This window comes from Stenotrophomonas sp. (assembly GCF_032066555.1).
Taxonomy (GTDB): Bacteria; Pseudomonadota; Gammaproteobacteria; order Xanthomonadales; family Xanthomonadaceae; genus Stenotrophomonas.
In genome coordinates this window covers 375823-390522 of the sequence record NZ_DAMBKV010000001.1, presented here as the reverse complement: position 1 = coordinate 390522, position 14700 = coordinate 375823, and the positions used below count along the sequence as shown (strand labels likewise).

General features: G+C 64.3%; 15 protein-coding genes. 7 read left to right on the top strand and 8 right to left on the bottom strand.

Annotation, left to right across the window (positions count from 1 at the left end; genetic code table 11):
- Positions 1–93: 93 nt before the first annotated feature.
- The 4 genes from RT131_RS01795 to RT131_RS01780 all read right to left on the bottom strand — a co-directional run bounded on the left by RT131_RS01795 (position 94) and on the right by RT131_RS01780 (position 4866).
- Positions 94–3051: a TonB-dependent receptor gene (locus tag RT131_RS01795; RefSeq protein ID WP_313169719.1), complete on the bottom strand. Its 2958-nt coding sequence runs from the start codon at positions 3049–3051 to the stop codon at positions 94–96.
- 76 nt (positions 3052–3127) lie between these two features.
- A complete protein-coding gene (locus RT131_RS01790; RefSeq protein WP_313169717.1) occupies positions 3128–4147 on the bottom strand; it encodes a LacI family DNA-binding transcriptional regulator in 1020 nt (339 codons plus the stop codon).
- A 144-nt stretch (positions 4148–4291) separates the two neighbouring features.
- Complete coding sequence (locus RT131_RS01785; RefSeq protein WP_313169715.1) at positions 4292–4570, bottom strand: BolA family protein; 279 nt, start codon at positions 4568–4570, stop codon at positions 4292–4294.
- Positions 4567–4866 (bottom strand): YciI family protein, encoded by a 300-nt coding sequence (locus RT131_RS01780; RefSeq protein WP_313169713.1) that lies wholly within the window; start codon positions 4864–4866, stop codon positions 4567–4569. Before RT131_RS01780 ends, RT131_RS01785 begins: the two co-directional genes overlap by 4 nt.
- A gap of 352 nt (positions 4867–5218) precedes the next feature.
- On the opposite strand from RT131_RS01780, the gene RT131_RS01775 reads away from it, so the two are divergent.
- From RT131_RS01775 to RT131_RS01755, 5 genes are all read left to right on the top strand, one after another.
- The gene (locus RT131_RS01775) at positions 5219–6115 is read left to right on the top strand and encodes a ScpA family protein (protein ID WP_313169711.1); all 897 of its coding nucleotides are present in this window, start codon (positions 5219–5221) and stop codon (positions 6113–6115) included.
- A 16-nt stretch (positions 6116–6131) separates the two neighbouring features.
- Positions 6132–6977 (top strand): SMC-Scp complex subunit ScpB, encoded by an 846-nt coding sequence (gene scpB, locus RT131_RS01770; protein WP_313169709.1) that lies wholly within the window; start codon positions 6132–6134, stop codon positions 6975–6977.
- Positions 6970–8604, top strand: a complete 1635-nt coding sequence (locus RT131_RS01765; RefSeq protein ID WP_313169707.1) for a pseudouridine synthase — start codon at positions 6970–6972, stop codon at positions 8602–8604. Before scpB ends, RT131_RS01765 begins: the two co-directional genes overlap by 8 nt.
- A gap of 177 nt (positions 8605–8781) precedes the next feature.
- Positions 8782–9126: a type II toxin-antitoxin system prevent-host-death family antitoxin gene (locus RT131_RS01760; RefSeq protein WP_313169705.1), complete on the top strand. Its 345-nt coding sequence runs from the start codon at positions 8782–8784 to the stop codon at positions 9124–9126.
- 3 nt (positions 9127–9129) lie between these two features.
- Positions 9130–9765: a hypothetical protein gene (locus RT131_RS01755; RefSeq protein WP_313169703.1), complete on the top strand. Its 636-nt coding sequence runs from the start codon at positions 9130–9132 to the stop codon at positions 9763–9765.
- Positions 9766–10305: 540 nt separating this feature from the next.
- On the opposite strand, the gene RT131_RS01750 is transcribed toward RT131_RS01755, so the two are convergent.
- From RT131_RS01750 to RT131_RS01735, 4 genes are all read right to left on the bottom strand, one after another.
- The gene (locus RT131_RS01750; RefSeq protein ID WP_313169701.1) at positions 10306–10734 is read right to left on the bottom strand and encodes a hypothetical protein; all 429 of its coding nucleotides are present in this window, start codon (positions 10732–10734) and stop codon (positions 10306–10308) included.
- Between the two features lie 91 nt (positions 10735–10825).
- Positions 10826–11641, bottom strand: coding sequence for an amidohydrolase (locus RT131_RS01745; RefSeq protein WP_313170206.1), 816 nt, complete (start codon positions 11639–11641; stop codon positions 10826–10828).
- A gap of 5 nt (positions 11642–11646) precedes the next feature.
- Positions 11647–11973, bottom strand: a complete 327-nt coding sequence (locus RT131_RS01740; protein WP_313169699.1) for a hypothetical protein — start codon at positions 11971–11973, stop codon at positions 11647–11649.
- A complete protein-coding gene (locus tag RT131_RS01735; RefSeq protein ID WP_313169697.1) occupies positions 11973–13121 on the bottom strand; it encodes a pyridoxal phosphate-dependent aminotransferase in 1149 nt (382 codons plus the stop codon). The genes RT131_RS01740 and RT131_RS01735 overlap by 1 nt, the downstream gene beginning before the upstream one ends.
- Positions 13122–13302: 181 nt before the next feature.
- Between RT131_RS01735 and ccmA the strand changes: the two genes are divergently transcribed.
- Both ccmA and ccmB read left to right on the top strand, forming a co-directional pair.
- Positions 13303–13962: a heme ABC exporter ATP-binding protein CcmA gene (ccmA, locus tag RT131_RS01730; RefSeq protein WP_313169696.1), complete on the top strand. Its 660-nt coding sequence runs from the start codon at positions 13303–13305 to the stop codon at positions 13960–13962.
- On the top strand, positions 13959–14654 hold the full coding sequence (ccmB, locus tag RT131_RS01725) for a heme exporter protein CcmB (RefSeq protein WP_313169694.1): 696 nt from the start codon (positions 13959–13961) through the stop codon (positions 14652–14654). The genes ccmA and ccmB overlap by 4 nt, the downstream gene beginning before the upstream one ends.
- The last annotated feature ends 46 nt before the right edge of the window (positions 14655–14700 follow it).

The window sequence follows — 14700 nt, the reverse complement described above, 5'->3', positions numbered from 1 at the left end:
ATCTTGAAAACATTGCACCACGTTCACGTGGCGAAGGCTTGCTGCATATAGGAAACGTCCCGGCCAAGCATGTGCCAGCCGGGACGATGACGCTTACCAGTCCAGGCCAAACGACAGCTTGAAGGTGCGGGTCGCGTACTGATCCCAGCTGTTGACCACGCCATTGTTCCAGTTGATGCCGTAACCACCCCAGTTGGTCCAGTTGAAGACGTTGATGACATCGGCACGGACCTTGAGCTTCAGGTCGGTGCCGGTATCCCAGGTTTTGGTCAGCGACATGTCGAACTGCTTGAACGCGCTGCCGCTCGCCTCCCAGCTGTGCGGGCGCTCGTAGCCGCCATAGGCCGCGGTACCGTCGATATCCCAGCGCTTGATCTTGCTGGCCAGGGTCAGCTTGCCGGACGCACTCATGCCCCACGGCAGATCGGTGAAGCCGCTGACCACCAAGCGGTGCTTCGGTGCCCAGGCGCCGTCGAACCAGCCACCCTGCTGGAAGTACCAGCCGTAGACCGGATCCTTTTCGTGGATGTTCTGCTTGGCATCGGTATAGGTGTAGGCAAGGTTGATGTTCCACGGACTTTCAGCCGTATACGGCTTGTCCAGGCTCAGCAGCAATGCGGTGTTCTTCGATTCGAAGCCATTGGTCGCCACGATCAGCGAGCCGAGGCCCGGCAGGCCGGGGGCACTCCAGGGGCTCCCATTGGGACCATAGGCAGCACCATCTGCATAGCGATTGCCACGCGAGATCAGCAGGCCATCCTTGTACCGGGTGTGCTGGAGGGTGGCCGAGCTGTTCCAGTCCTGCCCGATCATGTTGAAGCTGCTGCGGATGCCCAGGCTGAACTGGTCGGAGTACGGCGTCTTCAACTTGTTGTCGAACATCCACACTTCGCGACCGGCCTCGGTCGAATCGATCAACGACATCAGGTAATCGCGGTCAAGCAGCTGTGGGCTCCACTCCAGGCAGTCACCGCCTACCACGCAGGCATGACCCGGCGAGTTGATCTTGAAACGACGGGTCGGGAAGGTTGCCTTGCTGCGCTCCAGCTGCAGGTAATCGAACAGGTTACGGTCATAGGAACGACCGACGCCGCCGAACAGCACCAGGCGCTCATCACCACTCAGGTCATAGGAGAAACCAAGGCGCGGCTGGATGGCGTTCTTGAACGGCTTGCGGTTGTTTCCGGTGCTGATGTAACGGTTGACGTCGATACCGCCCAGCGCAAGCGTCTGCGCGTAAGTCTGCCCGGCTGCGGCATTGGGGTCCTGGCTCGCCAACGAGGCCAGCACATCCGGCGCGGTGGCGAAATCCAGGTACGACGGAGTCTTTTCATAATCCCAACGCAGGCCGAGGTTCAAGGTCAGGCGCTCGGTGACATCCCAGTCGTCCTGGATGTAGATGCCGAACTGCTTGTTCTTGGAAGTGACCGAGCCGCCATCGGTGCCGCCGGCCGGACTGCCAAAGCGCACGAAGTACGGAACGACGCCGCCCTGGTTGATGTCGTAGTAGAACTGCGGGTTGTAGGGTTGCTGTTCGATGGTGTCCAGATCGACCTGCTTGTACTTCACGCCGAACTTCAGCGTGTGCCCTTCCCAACCGAAGAAAGTGGTGTCGTTCTGGAACGACCAGCCCTTCTGGCCCTTGTCCTGCAGGCCACCTTCGCCGGCGCCGATGCGATAGATCTGCTTGCCGTCATCGCCACTGCCATCGGTCAGCACGGCACCGTTGCCGAAATTCACCGGTGCCTTGGTCCAGAACGCCTTTTCATAGGTGAGGTGCGAATCGCTGAGCCAGTTGGTGCTGGAGTACTGCCAGCGCAGGTCGTAGCGATCCTCGGTTACGCCGGTATCGGTGCCGTAGCTGCGTGCACTCTGCCCACCCACGTTGCCGATCTCGCTTTCCTCGCGGCGCTTGTAGGTGAATTCGAGCAGGTTGGCATCGTTCACCGACCAATCCAGCTTGCCGAAGTACAGGTCTTCCTTGAACGGCGTTGCGGTGGCACCAAGCTGGTCACGCCAGGCCTGCGGCAGATCGCCGGGCGAACGGCCCTCACCGGGCTTCAGATCCTGCGGCGCGTTGTATTCCTTGGCCTCATAGGTGACGAAAAAGTGCGCCTTGTCCTGCACGATGGGGCCACCGAAGCTGGCACCGTACTGTTTTTCACCGGAACGGGTCTTGCCGACGCCGTTCTTCTCGCTCTCGCGCGGCTCGCGCCAAGCCTGGTTGGTGTAGTCCCAGAAGAACGAGCCCTTGAACTCATTGGTACCGGACTTGGTCACCGCGGTCACCGCCGCCGAACTGATCTGGTCGTACTCGGCCTTGTAGTTCGAGGTGATGACCTTGTACTCGCCGATGGCCAGCTGCGGGAACGGATTACCGCGGCTGGCATCCTGACCGGTGATACCGCCCTGGGTGACGTAGTTCTTCTGTCCGACGCCATCGATGTAGACGTTGACGTTGTTGGCGCTCTGCACGCCACCACGCAACTTGGTCGAACCGTTGGCAGGGTTCTGCTCGAACGCCATGCCCGGCACGGTGTCGGCGAACGCCAGGAAGTTGCGCGTGCCCTGCGGCAGCGCCTGGATCTGCTGCGGCGTGATGTAAGTGGCGATTTCCGAGGTCTTGGTCTCGATCGGTGCCTGCGCGGTTACCTGCACCGCATCCAGCGTGGTTGCCGCCCCGCCACCGGTTTCGGCGACGCCGCCCACGCCCAGGTTGACCGTCGCGGTCTGCCCGACCTGCACGGTGATGTTCTGGCTGCTGCTCTTGCCGCCGGCATTGACGTCGACCTTGTAGGTACCCGGCGGCAGGCCGGCCAGCGAGTAGCTGCCATTGCCACTGCTCTGCACGCTGCGGCTCAAGCCGGTAGCGATGTTGGTCGCAGTGATCTGTGCCTGTGCGGCGGGGGCCGAGTCAGCCATGACCTGGCCACGGATGGTGGCACCGGTGCTCTGCGCGAATGCGGGTGCAGCGCCCAGCAGCAGGCAGGCAGTCAGCGCGCTGCTGAGCAGCTTGCGTGCGGGGGTGGGTTTGCGAGCATTGTTGTTCATTCTTTACCTCTCCCGAAGCGGCGGCATAGGCCGCAAGGAACGTTTTTGTGGGGAACCGTCCCGGTCTATCGCCGGGTCAAGGAAGGTCGCACACGGCAGTGGAGTCGCGTACGACCAAGGTTGGGACCAGGGTTACGGCTGGCACTGTCTGCGCCTGCCCGCTATCGATCATCTGCACCAGGTGCAGCATCGCCCGCTCGCCCAACTCGGCGATGCTGACCTGCATCGTTGTCAACGCGGGGTGAACAAAACGCGCCAGGGGTATGTCATCAAAGCCTGCCAGCGCCACTTGTGCGGGCACGTTTACGCCTGCCTGCGAGAACGCGTACAGGCAACCCAGGGCCATCATGTCGTTGGCGGCAAACACCGCATCGGGCAGTGCCGGGGCTGCCAACAGCGCCAATCCGGCCTGATGCCCGGAGGCTTCGTCGAAATTGCCGGGCAGTTCGATGGCCTCCACCTCGCCATCGAAAGCCGCCATCGCCTCACGGAAACCAAGCAGGCGCTGCTGCGCATCGTGGTTGTGTACGGGCCCGGCAATGAAAGCGATGCGGCGATGGCCGGTTTCCAACAGATACCGGGTCATGCTCAGTGCGCCGGCATGGTCGTCGATGCTGAACACCGGATACTGCGCCTCGGCCAACGGCGTGTTGATCAACACCGTCGGCAGCGCAGGGGGCAGGTTGTCGACCAGGAAATCGGAGTCACCTGCGTAAGGCGACAGGACCAGCAGGCCATCAACGCGTCCACGCATGGCCTGTAGCACCGAGCCTTGTTGTTGCTGGTCGCCGTGATAGCTGGACACCAGCAGATGCCGGCGATGGGCGCTGGCCACGCCATCGATGCCGCGCATCAGCTCGGAAAAGAACTCGCCGTAGAGGTCGGGAAGTACCACACCGACTGTCTGGGTAGTGCGGCTACTGAGGCTGCGAGCGGCCGCATGCGGGGTATAGCGCAGCCGGCTGGCCACTTCCAGCACCAGCTTGCGCACCGGTGCGGCGACGTTGTCATGGCCATTGAGGGCGCGCGACACGGTCGCGACGGAGACGTTTGCCTCACGGGCAACATCCTTTATCGTGATTGCCGACTTCACCACTGGCCTACCCTCCGCAGTACAGGGTCGGGCGGACTGTAAACGTTTTCAAACGCGTTTGTAAACAGTTCGTTAGTTCAATTTGACGCTTCCGGACAACGGCTGTCCTGCCGGCTTCGGCAGGCACCCCGCAGCGCCCCTGGCCGTTCAGCCGGCGCCCCCGCGCTCCTGCGGCGTCAGCGCCTTGATCGACAGTGCGTGGATGTCGGTCTCCATCATGTCACCGAGCGCAGCATAGACCGCGCGGTGGCGTGCCAACGGCAGCTTGCCGGCAAAGGCATCGCTGACCACCGTGACATTGAAGTGCCCCCGCCCATCACGGGCACCGGCATGACCGGCATGACGGTGGCTGTCGTCCTCAACCTCCAGCTGCTGCGGTGCCAGGGCGGCCTGCAACGCCGCACGGATCCGCTCGACCCGGTTCATGGCAGCACCTTGCGGAAGGGGCGCACATCCACGCGCAGATAGACCCCGGCAGCCACATAGGGATCGGCATCCGCCCAGGCGCGCGCCGCCGCCAGGTCCTCGAAGCTGGCAATCACCACGCTGCCGCTGAAACCGGCCGGACCCGGGTCTTCGGCGTCAATCGCAGGACAAGGACCAGCCAAAAGCAGCCGCCCCTGGTCAACCAATGTCTGCAGCCGCGCCAGATGCGCCGCCCGTGCCTGCAGCCGCGCAGCCAGCACATCCTCTCCGTCATAGCCTTCAATCACGTACCACACTGGCCTTTCTCCGCTTGTCTGCTGAATGGAAGGATGCCAAGTCTAGCGTCACAAGGCTGGACACCGCCCTGCCCGGGCGATTACTCTTTAGTCCATTGCACGCAGCCGGCCAGTAGCCGCTCGGTGCGGTGGCGGGCCCAGACCCTGCCACCCAACCACCGAAGCACATCACTTCCCGGACCGCGTAGACGACCTCCTCGTTATGACGTTGCCGCTGATCCTGCGGCGCGCCTTGTTGTTCATGTGTGGAAGCGCGCCGAACAAGCGCGAGTAGCTCGCTATACAGGTGCTGGAACCCTTCCGGGCGGGAACCCGGGCGCGTCCAGCTCGCAATACCCCGAATGTCGACCTGATGACTTCCGAACTCGCGCACGACGCGAACCCGCCAGCGCCGCATCCCCTACCTCAGCAGCAGGAAATGCCGCTGGCGATGGTGCATGGCCAGCCGGTACTGCAGATCCCCCAGGATCTGTACATCCCGCCGGATGCACTGGAAGTCATCCTCGACGCCTTCGAGGGCCCGCTGGATCTATTGCTCTACCTGATCCGCCGGCAGAACCTGGACATCCTGGATATCCCGGTCGCCGAGATCACCAAGCAGTACGTGGAATACATCAACGTCATGCAGGAGCTGCGCTTCGAGCTGGCGGCCGAATACCTGGTGATGGCAGCCATCCTTGCTGAAGTGAAGTCGCGGATGTTGCTGCCGCGCCCACCCAGCATTGAAGGCGAGGAAGCAGACCCGCGCGCCGAGCTGGTGCGCCGCCTGCAGGAGTACGAACGTTTCAAGCAGGCCGCCGAGGATATCGACGCCCTGCCGCGGCAGGACCGCGACACCAGCCTGGCGCACGCCTTCGTGCCGGAGCGGGTGCTGGTCAAGACGCCGCCGCCGGTGGAACTGAAGGAAATGCTGTTGGCGCTGCACGACGTACTCAAGCGCGCCGAGCTCTTCAGCGGCCACGCGATCAAGCGCGAGGCATTGAGCGTGCGGCAACGCATGGGCGATGTGCTCGGCCTGCTGGAAGGCGACCGGTTTTATCGCTTTGAAAGCCTGTTCACCGCAGAGGAGGGCAAGCTCGGCGTCCTGGTCACCTTCCTCGCGATTCTGGAGCTGGCCAAGGAACAACTGCTGGATCTCGTGCAGGAAGCCCCGCTCGCCCCGATTTACGTGAAGTCCCTGGCCACTGGCAACACCAACGCACCGCTGCAGTTTTCCAGCGAGTTCGATGACGCTGATACCCCCGCCTGAGCAACCGACCCAACGCATGGATCAACCGCTGATCAACCGTATTGTCGAAGGTGCCCTGCTTGCCTCCAGCCAGCCGGTGACCTTGGCGCAGCTGCAGGGCCTGTTTCCCGAGGATGAACCGGCGCCGCCGGGCAGCATCGAACGGGCACTGGAACTGCTGCGCGAAGGCTGTGCCGGGCGCGGGGTGGAACTGGTCGAAGTGGCCTCGGGCTACCGCTACCAGATCACCAGCGAGGTGCATGGCTGGGTGTCCCGGCTGTGGACCGAGCGCAAGACCCGCTACACCCGCGCCACCCTGGAAACCCTGGCCCTGATCGCCTACCGCCAGCCCATCACCCGCGGCGAGATTGAACAGGTACGCGGCGTGGCGGTGAGCAGCAACATCATCCAGGCACTGGAAGAACGCGAGTGGATCCGGGTCATCGGCCACCGCGACGTCCCGGGCAAGCCGGCGCTGTTCGGCACCACCAAGGGCTTCCTGGATTATTTCGGGCTCAAGCGCCTGGACGAACTGCCGCCGCTGTCCGAACTGCGCGATATCGGCGAGCTGGAACCGCAATTGCCGCTGGATGGCGACGGCCAACCCGCAGCCCCGCTGACCGCAGCCGCCGCCGCGCCGCAAGGCCTGGATGCCGCCAACGACAGCGATCCGATACCCGCATCCGAATCCAAGGATTCGGGCGCAACCACACCCCATACCGCCCTCACCGGCGAACCCGACGCCGCGCCGGGAGAGCGCGCGGCGGAAGTGGAACAAACTGAAAACAACGCCGTCGCGACGACGACCGTGGCTGTTGACGTAGCCGATTCCGAACCAGAGGCCGACGCGGAAAACGCCGGCCGGAGCCAAACAGATGAGTGACACCCCCCGTAAACCTTCGTTGAACAAGCTCTCGCTCAAGCGTGAAGCCGCCACCGAACAACAGCCCAAGCTCGAAGAGCGCCTGCACAAGGTGCTGGCACAGGCCGGCCTGGGCTCGCGCCGCGCACTGGAACAGCGCATCGCCGACGGCCTGGTCAAGGTCAACGGCGAAGTCGCACAGACCGGCATGTCGATCAAGAGCGGCGACAAGATCGACCTTGACGGTCGCAGCTTCGTCGCCAGCGCGCTGACCGACCCGTCGCGCGTGCTGATCTACAACAAGCCTGAAGGCGAAGTCACCACGCGTGACGACCCCGAAGGTCGCCCGACCGTATTCGAAGCGCTGCCGCCGTTGAAGGGCGCACGCTGGATCGCGATCGGCCGTCTCGACATCAACACCACCGGCCTGCTGCTGGCTACCACCGACGGCGAGCTCGCCAACGCGATGATGCACCCGTCGTTCGAGGTCGAGCGCGAGTACGTGGTGCGCGTGCGCGCGCCGGAAGGCGAGGAGAAGGTCTCCGACGCCATCATCGAGCGCCTTGGCCGCGGCGTGCTGCTGGAAGACGGCGGCGCGAAGTTCGACGAGATCGAGCGCATTGGCGGCACCGATTCGCATGACTGGTTCCGCGTGGTCGTCAAGGAAGGCCGCAATCGCGAAGTGCGCCGCCTGTGGGAATCGCAGGGCTGCCAGGTCAGCCGCCTGAAGCGTACCCGCTACGGCAAGATCGAACTGCCGCGCGAGTTGCTGCGCGGCCAGTCCTCCGAATTGAGCACCCAGCAGGTTGACGCGTTGCGCGCCCAGCTCAAGCTGGAAGAAGGCACGCCTTCGGCCCTGACCCTGCAGCCGGTGATCGGCCAGCGCAAGGCTGCCAAGACCACCCTGCGCGTCTCGCGCGAAGGCGGCCGCGGCAACGCCTACGTCAACGGCCACAACAGCGCCGATGAAGGCCGCGAACTGCGCCGCTTCGACAACGTACGCGAAGACCGTGGCGGCCGTGGCCGCGGCGGCAAGAGCGGCGGCGGCTTCAAGGGCGGCCTGACGGTCAGCGGCGAAGCTGCTGCCAAGCAGTCGCAGAAGCCGTTCAAGCAGCGCAAGCCCGCCGGTGACCGCAGCCTGCCGGACGGCAACCCGGCCGCGTTCCGCACCTGGTATGTGCCGGACGGTGTCAGCACCGGTCCGAGCGGCCACCGCAATGCAGGTCCGGGCGCAGCACGCGGCCCGGGCGGCAATCGTGGTCCCGGTCGCGGTCCGGCCGCCGATGGTCAGGCCCGCCCCTACGGCAAGCCGCGTCCGGGCGGTGCCCCGGGTGCCAGCCGCGGCGGCCCCGGCCAGGGTCGTCCGCAGGGCGCAGGCGGTCAGGGCGCAGGCCAGGGTCAGCGCAAGCATCCCTACGGCCATCCGGGCAATGCACCGAGCTTCCCCTCCGATCACGCCACCCCGAGCTACAGCCCGTACGGCGCACGCCCGGCCGGCGGCCGCCCGAGTGGTGGCAACCGCGGCCCTGGCGGTCCCGGCGGCCGCCCCTCGGGTGGTCCGCGTCCGGGCGGTAACCGTCCCGGCGGCGCAGGTCGTCCGGGTGGCGGTCGTCCCGGTGGTGGCAACCGCGGTCCGCGCGGCGCCTGATCTGCGGCTCAACTGACGCGCTTCACCGCGCAACGCAGGTAAACAACGCCCGGTGCACCCAGCACCGGGCGTTTTGCGTTCTGGAGCAGCCGGCCAACGACAGGTGAACCGGTAGAGGTAAAATTACCAAAAATGGGAAATTTGGTATATTTTCCACCCATACAACTGGATGCCGCCATGGACCTGTCCCTGAATCTGTTGGATCTGGAAAAGACGCCCGCCAGCGACGTCAAGGCAAAAGGCTGGCCGGACCTGATGCGCAAGGTCGCCAGGCTTGGTGCCGTGGTGGTTACCAACCACAACCATCCGCAGGCGGTGGTGGTTTCCGCCGAGGAATACCAGCGCCTGGTCACCCAAGCTGCCGGCGTCACCGAGGCGGCACAACGCGCACAGTCGCTCAAGCAGTTGCAGGCCGAATTTGATGCCCATCTTGCTGTGCTTGATGACGGCAAGGCCTTGGACAAGGCCTTGAGCCGCCCGGCACGTCGCGGCCTGAAAATCATCCCTGGCAAATCGCGCTGACCGATGGCGCGCATCCTGGTATTGGCCGGCGTCAATGGCGCCGGCAAGAGTTCGCTGCTGGGCATGATGCTGGCGCACGACGGTGCCACCTGGTTCAACCCGGACGCCTTTACCCGGCAACTGGTCGAACGCGACTGGCCACTGGCGGAAGCCAACGCCTGCGCGTGGCAGGAAGGCACCCGACGCCTGCGCGATGCGATGCAATCCAATCGCGACTACGCCTTCGAAACCACACTCGGCGCCAGCACCATTCCCCGGTTGTTGCGCGAAGCCTGCGAGCAGCATGAAGTAACCGTCTGGTTCTGCGGCCTGGATAGCGTAGACCTGCATCTGCAACGTGTTGCCGAGCGCGTTGCTGCCGGTGGCCACGACATACCGGAGGACAAGATCCGCCAGCGCTACGACAGCTCGCGTATCAATCTGATTGAACTACTCCCACACCTGACCACATTGCACGTCTACGACAACAGCCGGCCACCCGATGCCGATGGCCTGGTGGAACCCTTGGTGGTCCTGGAAGTGGATAGGGGGCGGATCCTCTGCCCGGTCAGCCAGGAAGAGTTTGCACAGGTGCCCGAATGGGCCAAGCCGATAGTGTGGGCTGCGCTCAAGGCATTTCCAGCAGCTGCGGAAGATTGAGGCGCAAGGCCAGAAGCTTGGTGACGTGCCCTGCGCTGTGCATGGCTTGAACCGCAACCCTTGCACGTCCATCGCCCCGCATGCAGGGGGAGCGGGAGCGACAGATCGGTAGTTTGCGACGGGGGCGGAGCCTATCGGCTGCACACGCTCCCTCACTGCAAGAGCTCCCCTCATCCGCCCCTTTCGGGGCACCTTCTCCCGCCAGCGGGAGAAGGAAGCAGCGCACAAGCACCACTCTTGCCCAGCGACTTCTGTGCCTGCTTCAACGGTATCAGTCGCTCGGCTTTGGCCGCTGATTCGGCCTTGGACTTTGCCTCGGCCTTGGACGTTGCCTCGGCCTTGGACGTTGCCTCGGCCTTGGACGTTGCCTCGGCCTTGGACGTTGCCTCGGCCTTGGACTTTGCTTCGGCCTTGGACTTCGCCTCGGCCTTGGACTTTGCTTCTATGCTTTCCCTTCTCCCGCAAGCGGGAGAAGGTGCCCCGCAGGGGCGGATGAGGGCAGGCTTCTGCTCTGCCGCCAGCCACCCTCGATCCAGGAAATCAGCGCCGTTCGATCACGAACTTGCCGAAACCAATGCCAAGGCTCCAGCCACGCCCGGTTCCGGCCAACGCCAACGAGATGTCACCCTTGGTCATTGCCTGCGCATCCGTGGCCCGCGAAGCGCTGGCGTGCACCTCGGCCGCTGCATAGGTGCCCAACAAATCGTTGAGCGTATAAGCCCCGGTAAAGCGGCCGCGACCATCGGTGATGGTGGTGCGCCCCACGGTCAGGCCGCCGCCCTTGGCGGTGATCTTGACCGGGATGCTGGCACCGTTGTCACAGGTAATCGTGCCGGTACCGCTGGAAGTCTTGTAGAACGCCGACCAACCGCTCAGGTTGTAGCGCAATTCACAGTCGATATTGCCTGCTGCCTGCGCCGCCGGGACCATTCCCAAGCCGAGCAACGCCATCATCGCCATCTTCTTCATCGCGCATCCTCTGCTTGATTGAGCCCGCTCCGAGCCTGACAGCCAGCCCGCCCATTGCAAAGAGCGGACGGGCACGGCGCGCGGCCAGCGTTCAGCGAACCACCACCGGACCAGCCAGGGTGAACGTATCGGCATCCAGCATCGCCGGGAAGCGCTCGCGATGCGTCGCCAGCGCCTGCGCCGAGATCGTCGTGGTGACCACCTGCTCACGCTCACGAATCTCCAGCTGCGGCTGGCCGAGGAAATCGATCACCGCGCTGTCGCCGGAATAATGCAGACCATTGCCGTCCACGCCAATGCGGTTCACCACCGCCACATAACAGAGGTTCTCAATCGCCCGGGCACGCGCCAGCGTCTGCCACGCATAGGCACGCGCCGACGGCCAGTTGGCGACGAAGATCTGCAGGTCGAAATCCATCTGCCCTGCCCGCTCCACATCAAAGCGGTTGCGGCAGAACACCGGGAAACGCAGGTCGTAGCAGATCTGCGGATTGATCCGCCACCCCTTCCATTCCACGCACAAGCGCCCGTTGCCGGCGGCATAACGCTTGTGCTCGCCGCCAAAGCGGAACAGGTGGCGCTTGTCGTAGTAGTGCAGTTCGCCATCAGGCGTAGCCCACAGCAGGCGGTTATAGACGCTTCCATCAACCCGCAGTTGCACGCTGCCGGTCACTACCGCACCCAGCGCGCGCGCCTGTTCGGCGATCCATGCAACAGTCGGGCCGTCCATGTCTTCGGCCTGGTCAATGGCGTCGTTGGAGAAGCCACTGGTAAAGGTCTCCGGCAGGATCACCAGATCGGTGTTTCCCGCCAGCGGCGCCAACAGCGCACCGTAATAGTCGCGGTTACCCGCAGGGTCGTGCCAGCGGGTGTCACCCTGCACCAGGGAAATACGCAGGTCCTGCATTGTCGTCATCGTCCTGAAAGCCATGAAGAAAGAACAGCGCTGGTCGCCATGGCCGCGCCCAGTACCGGCACCCACCATTGCAGCCGCGCGATCCAACGATTGACCGGCAGGCACCGCTCGATATCATCAAGCAACGCCAGATATTCACGGGTATAGCGACCAAAGCTGCCACGAAACGCCAGGCGCCCCTCATCCACCGACACGCCACGCGCATGCAGGCCGGGCTGAACCACGGAAAGGAAAAAATAGCCCTTCACCGCAACCGCAAGCAGGAACGTGCCGAACGCCACGAGGAAAACGACCAAACCGGTATCCATGGTGGTTTCAAACATCAGAGCGCGCGCAGGCGCTCGATGGCTGCATCCAGCGTCGCATCGTTCTTGGCGAAACACAGCCGCACCAGACGCTGGCCGGCCGGCGGGATTTCGTAGAACGGCGACAACGGAATCGCGGTAACGCCCTTCTCGATGGTCAGCCAGCGCACGAACTCATGGTCCGGCAAGTCACTGATCGCCGAATAATCCACCAACTGGAAGTAGCCGCCCGGCACCGGCAACGGCTTCAACCGCGTACCCAGCAACTGCTCGCGGAAGCGATCACGCTTGGCCTGGTAAAAAGCGCCCAGCTCCAGGTGATGCTCGGGCTCATCGCGGATCATCGCGGCAAAACCGTATTGCGCCGGGCTGTAGGTGGTGAAGGTGTTGTACTGGTGGACCTTGCGGAACTCGGCGGTCATTGCCGGCGGCGCGATGGCGTAGCCAATCTTCCAGCCGGTGCAGTGGTAGGTCTTGCCGAAGCTCGAGATGACGAACGCCCGTTCGCGCAGTTCCGGGTAACGCAATGCCGACTCGTGACGCGCGCCGTCGTAAATGATGTGTTCGTACACTTCATCGGAGATCAGGTAGATGTCAGTGCCGCGCAGCACGTCGGCCAGCGCCTGCATGTCATCGGCAGTCAACATCGCGCCGGATGGGTTGTGCGGCGTGTTGACCATCAACATGCGCGTCTTCGGGGTGATTGCCGCGCGTACGCGGTCCCAATCCACTGCGAAGGTCTGCGGGTCCAGCGGCACGTGTACAGCGCGCGCGCCAGCCAGGTCGATCGCCGGCTCGTAGCAGTCATAGGCCGGGTCCAGCACGATGACTTCCTCACCGGCCCGTACCACGGCATGGATGGCATTGAAGATCGCCTCGGTGCCGCCGGAGGTGACGGTGATCTCGCTGTCGGGATCCACCTGCGCGCCATAGCAGTCCAGCGCCTTCTGCGCGATCGCCTGCCGCAACGGCGCAACACCGGTCATCGGCGCGTACTGGTTCAGGCCCTCACGCATGGCCTTGGCGGTTTCGTCGATCAAGCGCTGCGGGGCGGAAAAGTCCGGAAATCCCTGGCCAAGATTGACCGCGCCGTGTTCGGCGGCCAGCTGCGACATCACGGTGAAGATGGTGGTGCCCACCTTGGGCAACTTGGTCTGCGGATGCATGGATAGGTACGTGCCGGGGGAGAAAACCCCGAGTGTACGCAAAGCCAGCGCTCCCGGCTGCCAATCAGCAGCTCAAACCGTGCCTGCACGGTGCGGGGCAACGACGGCCCGGCGCTATACTGCGCGCCCCGATGCGCTGCCCAGCCTGCGCCACCTCCCAAGGACGGAAGCGCCCGATCCGATGATTGAAACCGCGAACATCCCGCCGCTGCTGGCCGCACGCGACCTGCGTTTCACCCGCAATGACGATCCGGTATTCGGCCCGCTGGACCTGCATGTCGACGCAGGCGAAGCGCTGCTGGTGCAAGGAAGCAATGGCGCCGGCAAAACCACCCTGCTGCGTGTCCTGGCCGGGCTGCTGCGTCCGGAGCAAGGCCGCATCGAGATCGACGGACGGCCGGCGAGCAGTACCGACCGCTCCCGCTACATCGCCTACCTGAGCCATCTGAGCGCACTCAAGCAAGACCTTGGCACCCTGGAAAACCTGCATTTCCTGTGCGGCCTGCAAGGCCGCCGAGCGCGGCAGATGCCAGGCAACGCCTTGGCCATCGTTGGCCTCGCCGGATATGAGGACACCCTGGTACGGCAATTGTCCGCCGGGCAGAAAAAGCGCCTGTCGCTGGCCCGCATCTGGCTGTCGCCCGCCCCGATCTGGCTGCTGGATGAGCCCTACGCCAATCTCGACCTGGACGGGATCAACCTGGTCAACCGGATGATTTCCGCGCACCTGCGCAGCGGTGGCGGCGCCCTGGTAACCACGCACGGGGCCTATGCGGCACCACCGGTGCGCAACCGCACGCTCACCCTGGCCAGCCCTGCAGCACAGGAGGACGCGGCATGAGCCTGCCCGGTCCGCAGCCAACCCTGCTCTCCGCTGCCCGCGCCTTGCTCGCCCGTGACCTGAAGCTGCTGTGGCGCCGGCGGGGCGATGCCGCGCAGCCAATCCTGTTCGCACTATTGGTGGTTGCCCTGTTCGCCCTGGCCCTGGGGGCCGCGCCCAAACAACTGCAAAGCGTTGCCTCGGCGGTGCTTTGGCTGTCCATCCTGCTGGCCGGACTGCTCTCGCTGGACACCTTGTTCCGCAGCGACGCCGAAGATGGTTCGCTTGAGCAATGGCTGTTATCGCCGGTGCCACTGGCCTGGTTGGTGGCGGTGCGCGTGTTCTCGCATTGGCTGACTACTGCATTCCCGCTGGTACTGGTCAGCCCCTTGCTGGCCGAGCTGATGCATCTGCCGCGTGCGCAGTTGCCCGTGCTGCTTGCGGCACTGGCACTGGGCACCCCCTTGCTGAGCCTGCTGGGTGCCGTGGTCGCTGCGCTGACCGTAGGCATGCGCAGGGCCGGCATCCTGCTGGCGCTGCTGGTGCTGCCGCTCTACGTACCGGTACTGGTCTTCGGGGCCGGCGCGGTCGCGGCAGCCGCACAGGGCTTCGATGCCAGTGGCGCACTGCTGATGCTGGCGGCCGGCTTGCTGGTCAGCGCGGTGCTCGCCCCGCTGACCGCGGCAGCCGCAATCCGCATCGCCAACTCCTGAGCGCAAAACAGCGCTATTCTTGACGGTGACTTCACAAATCACACCA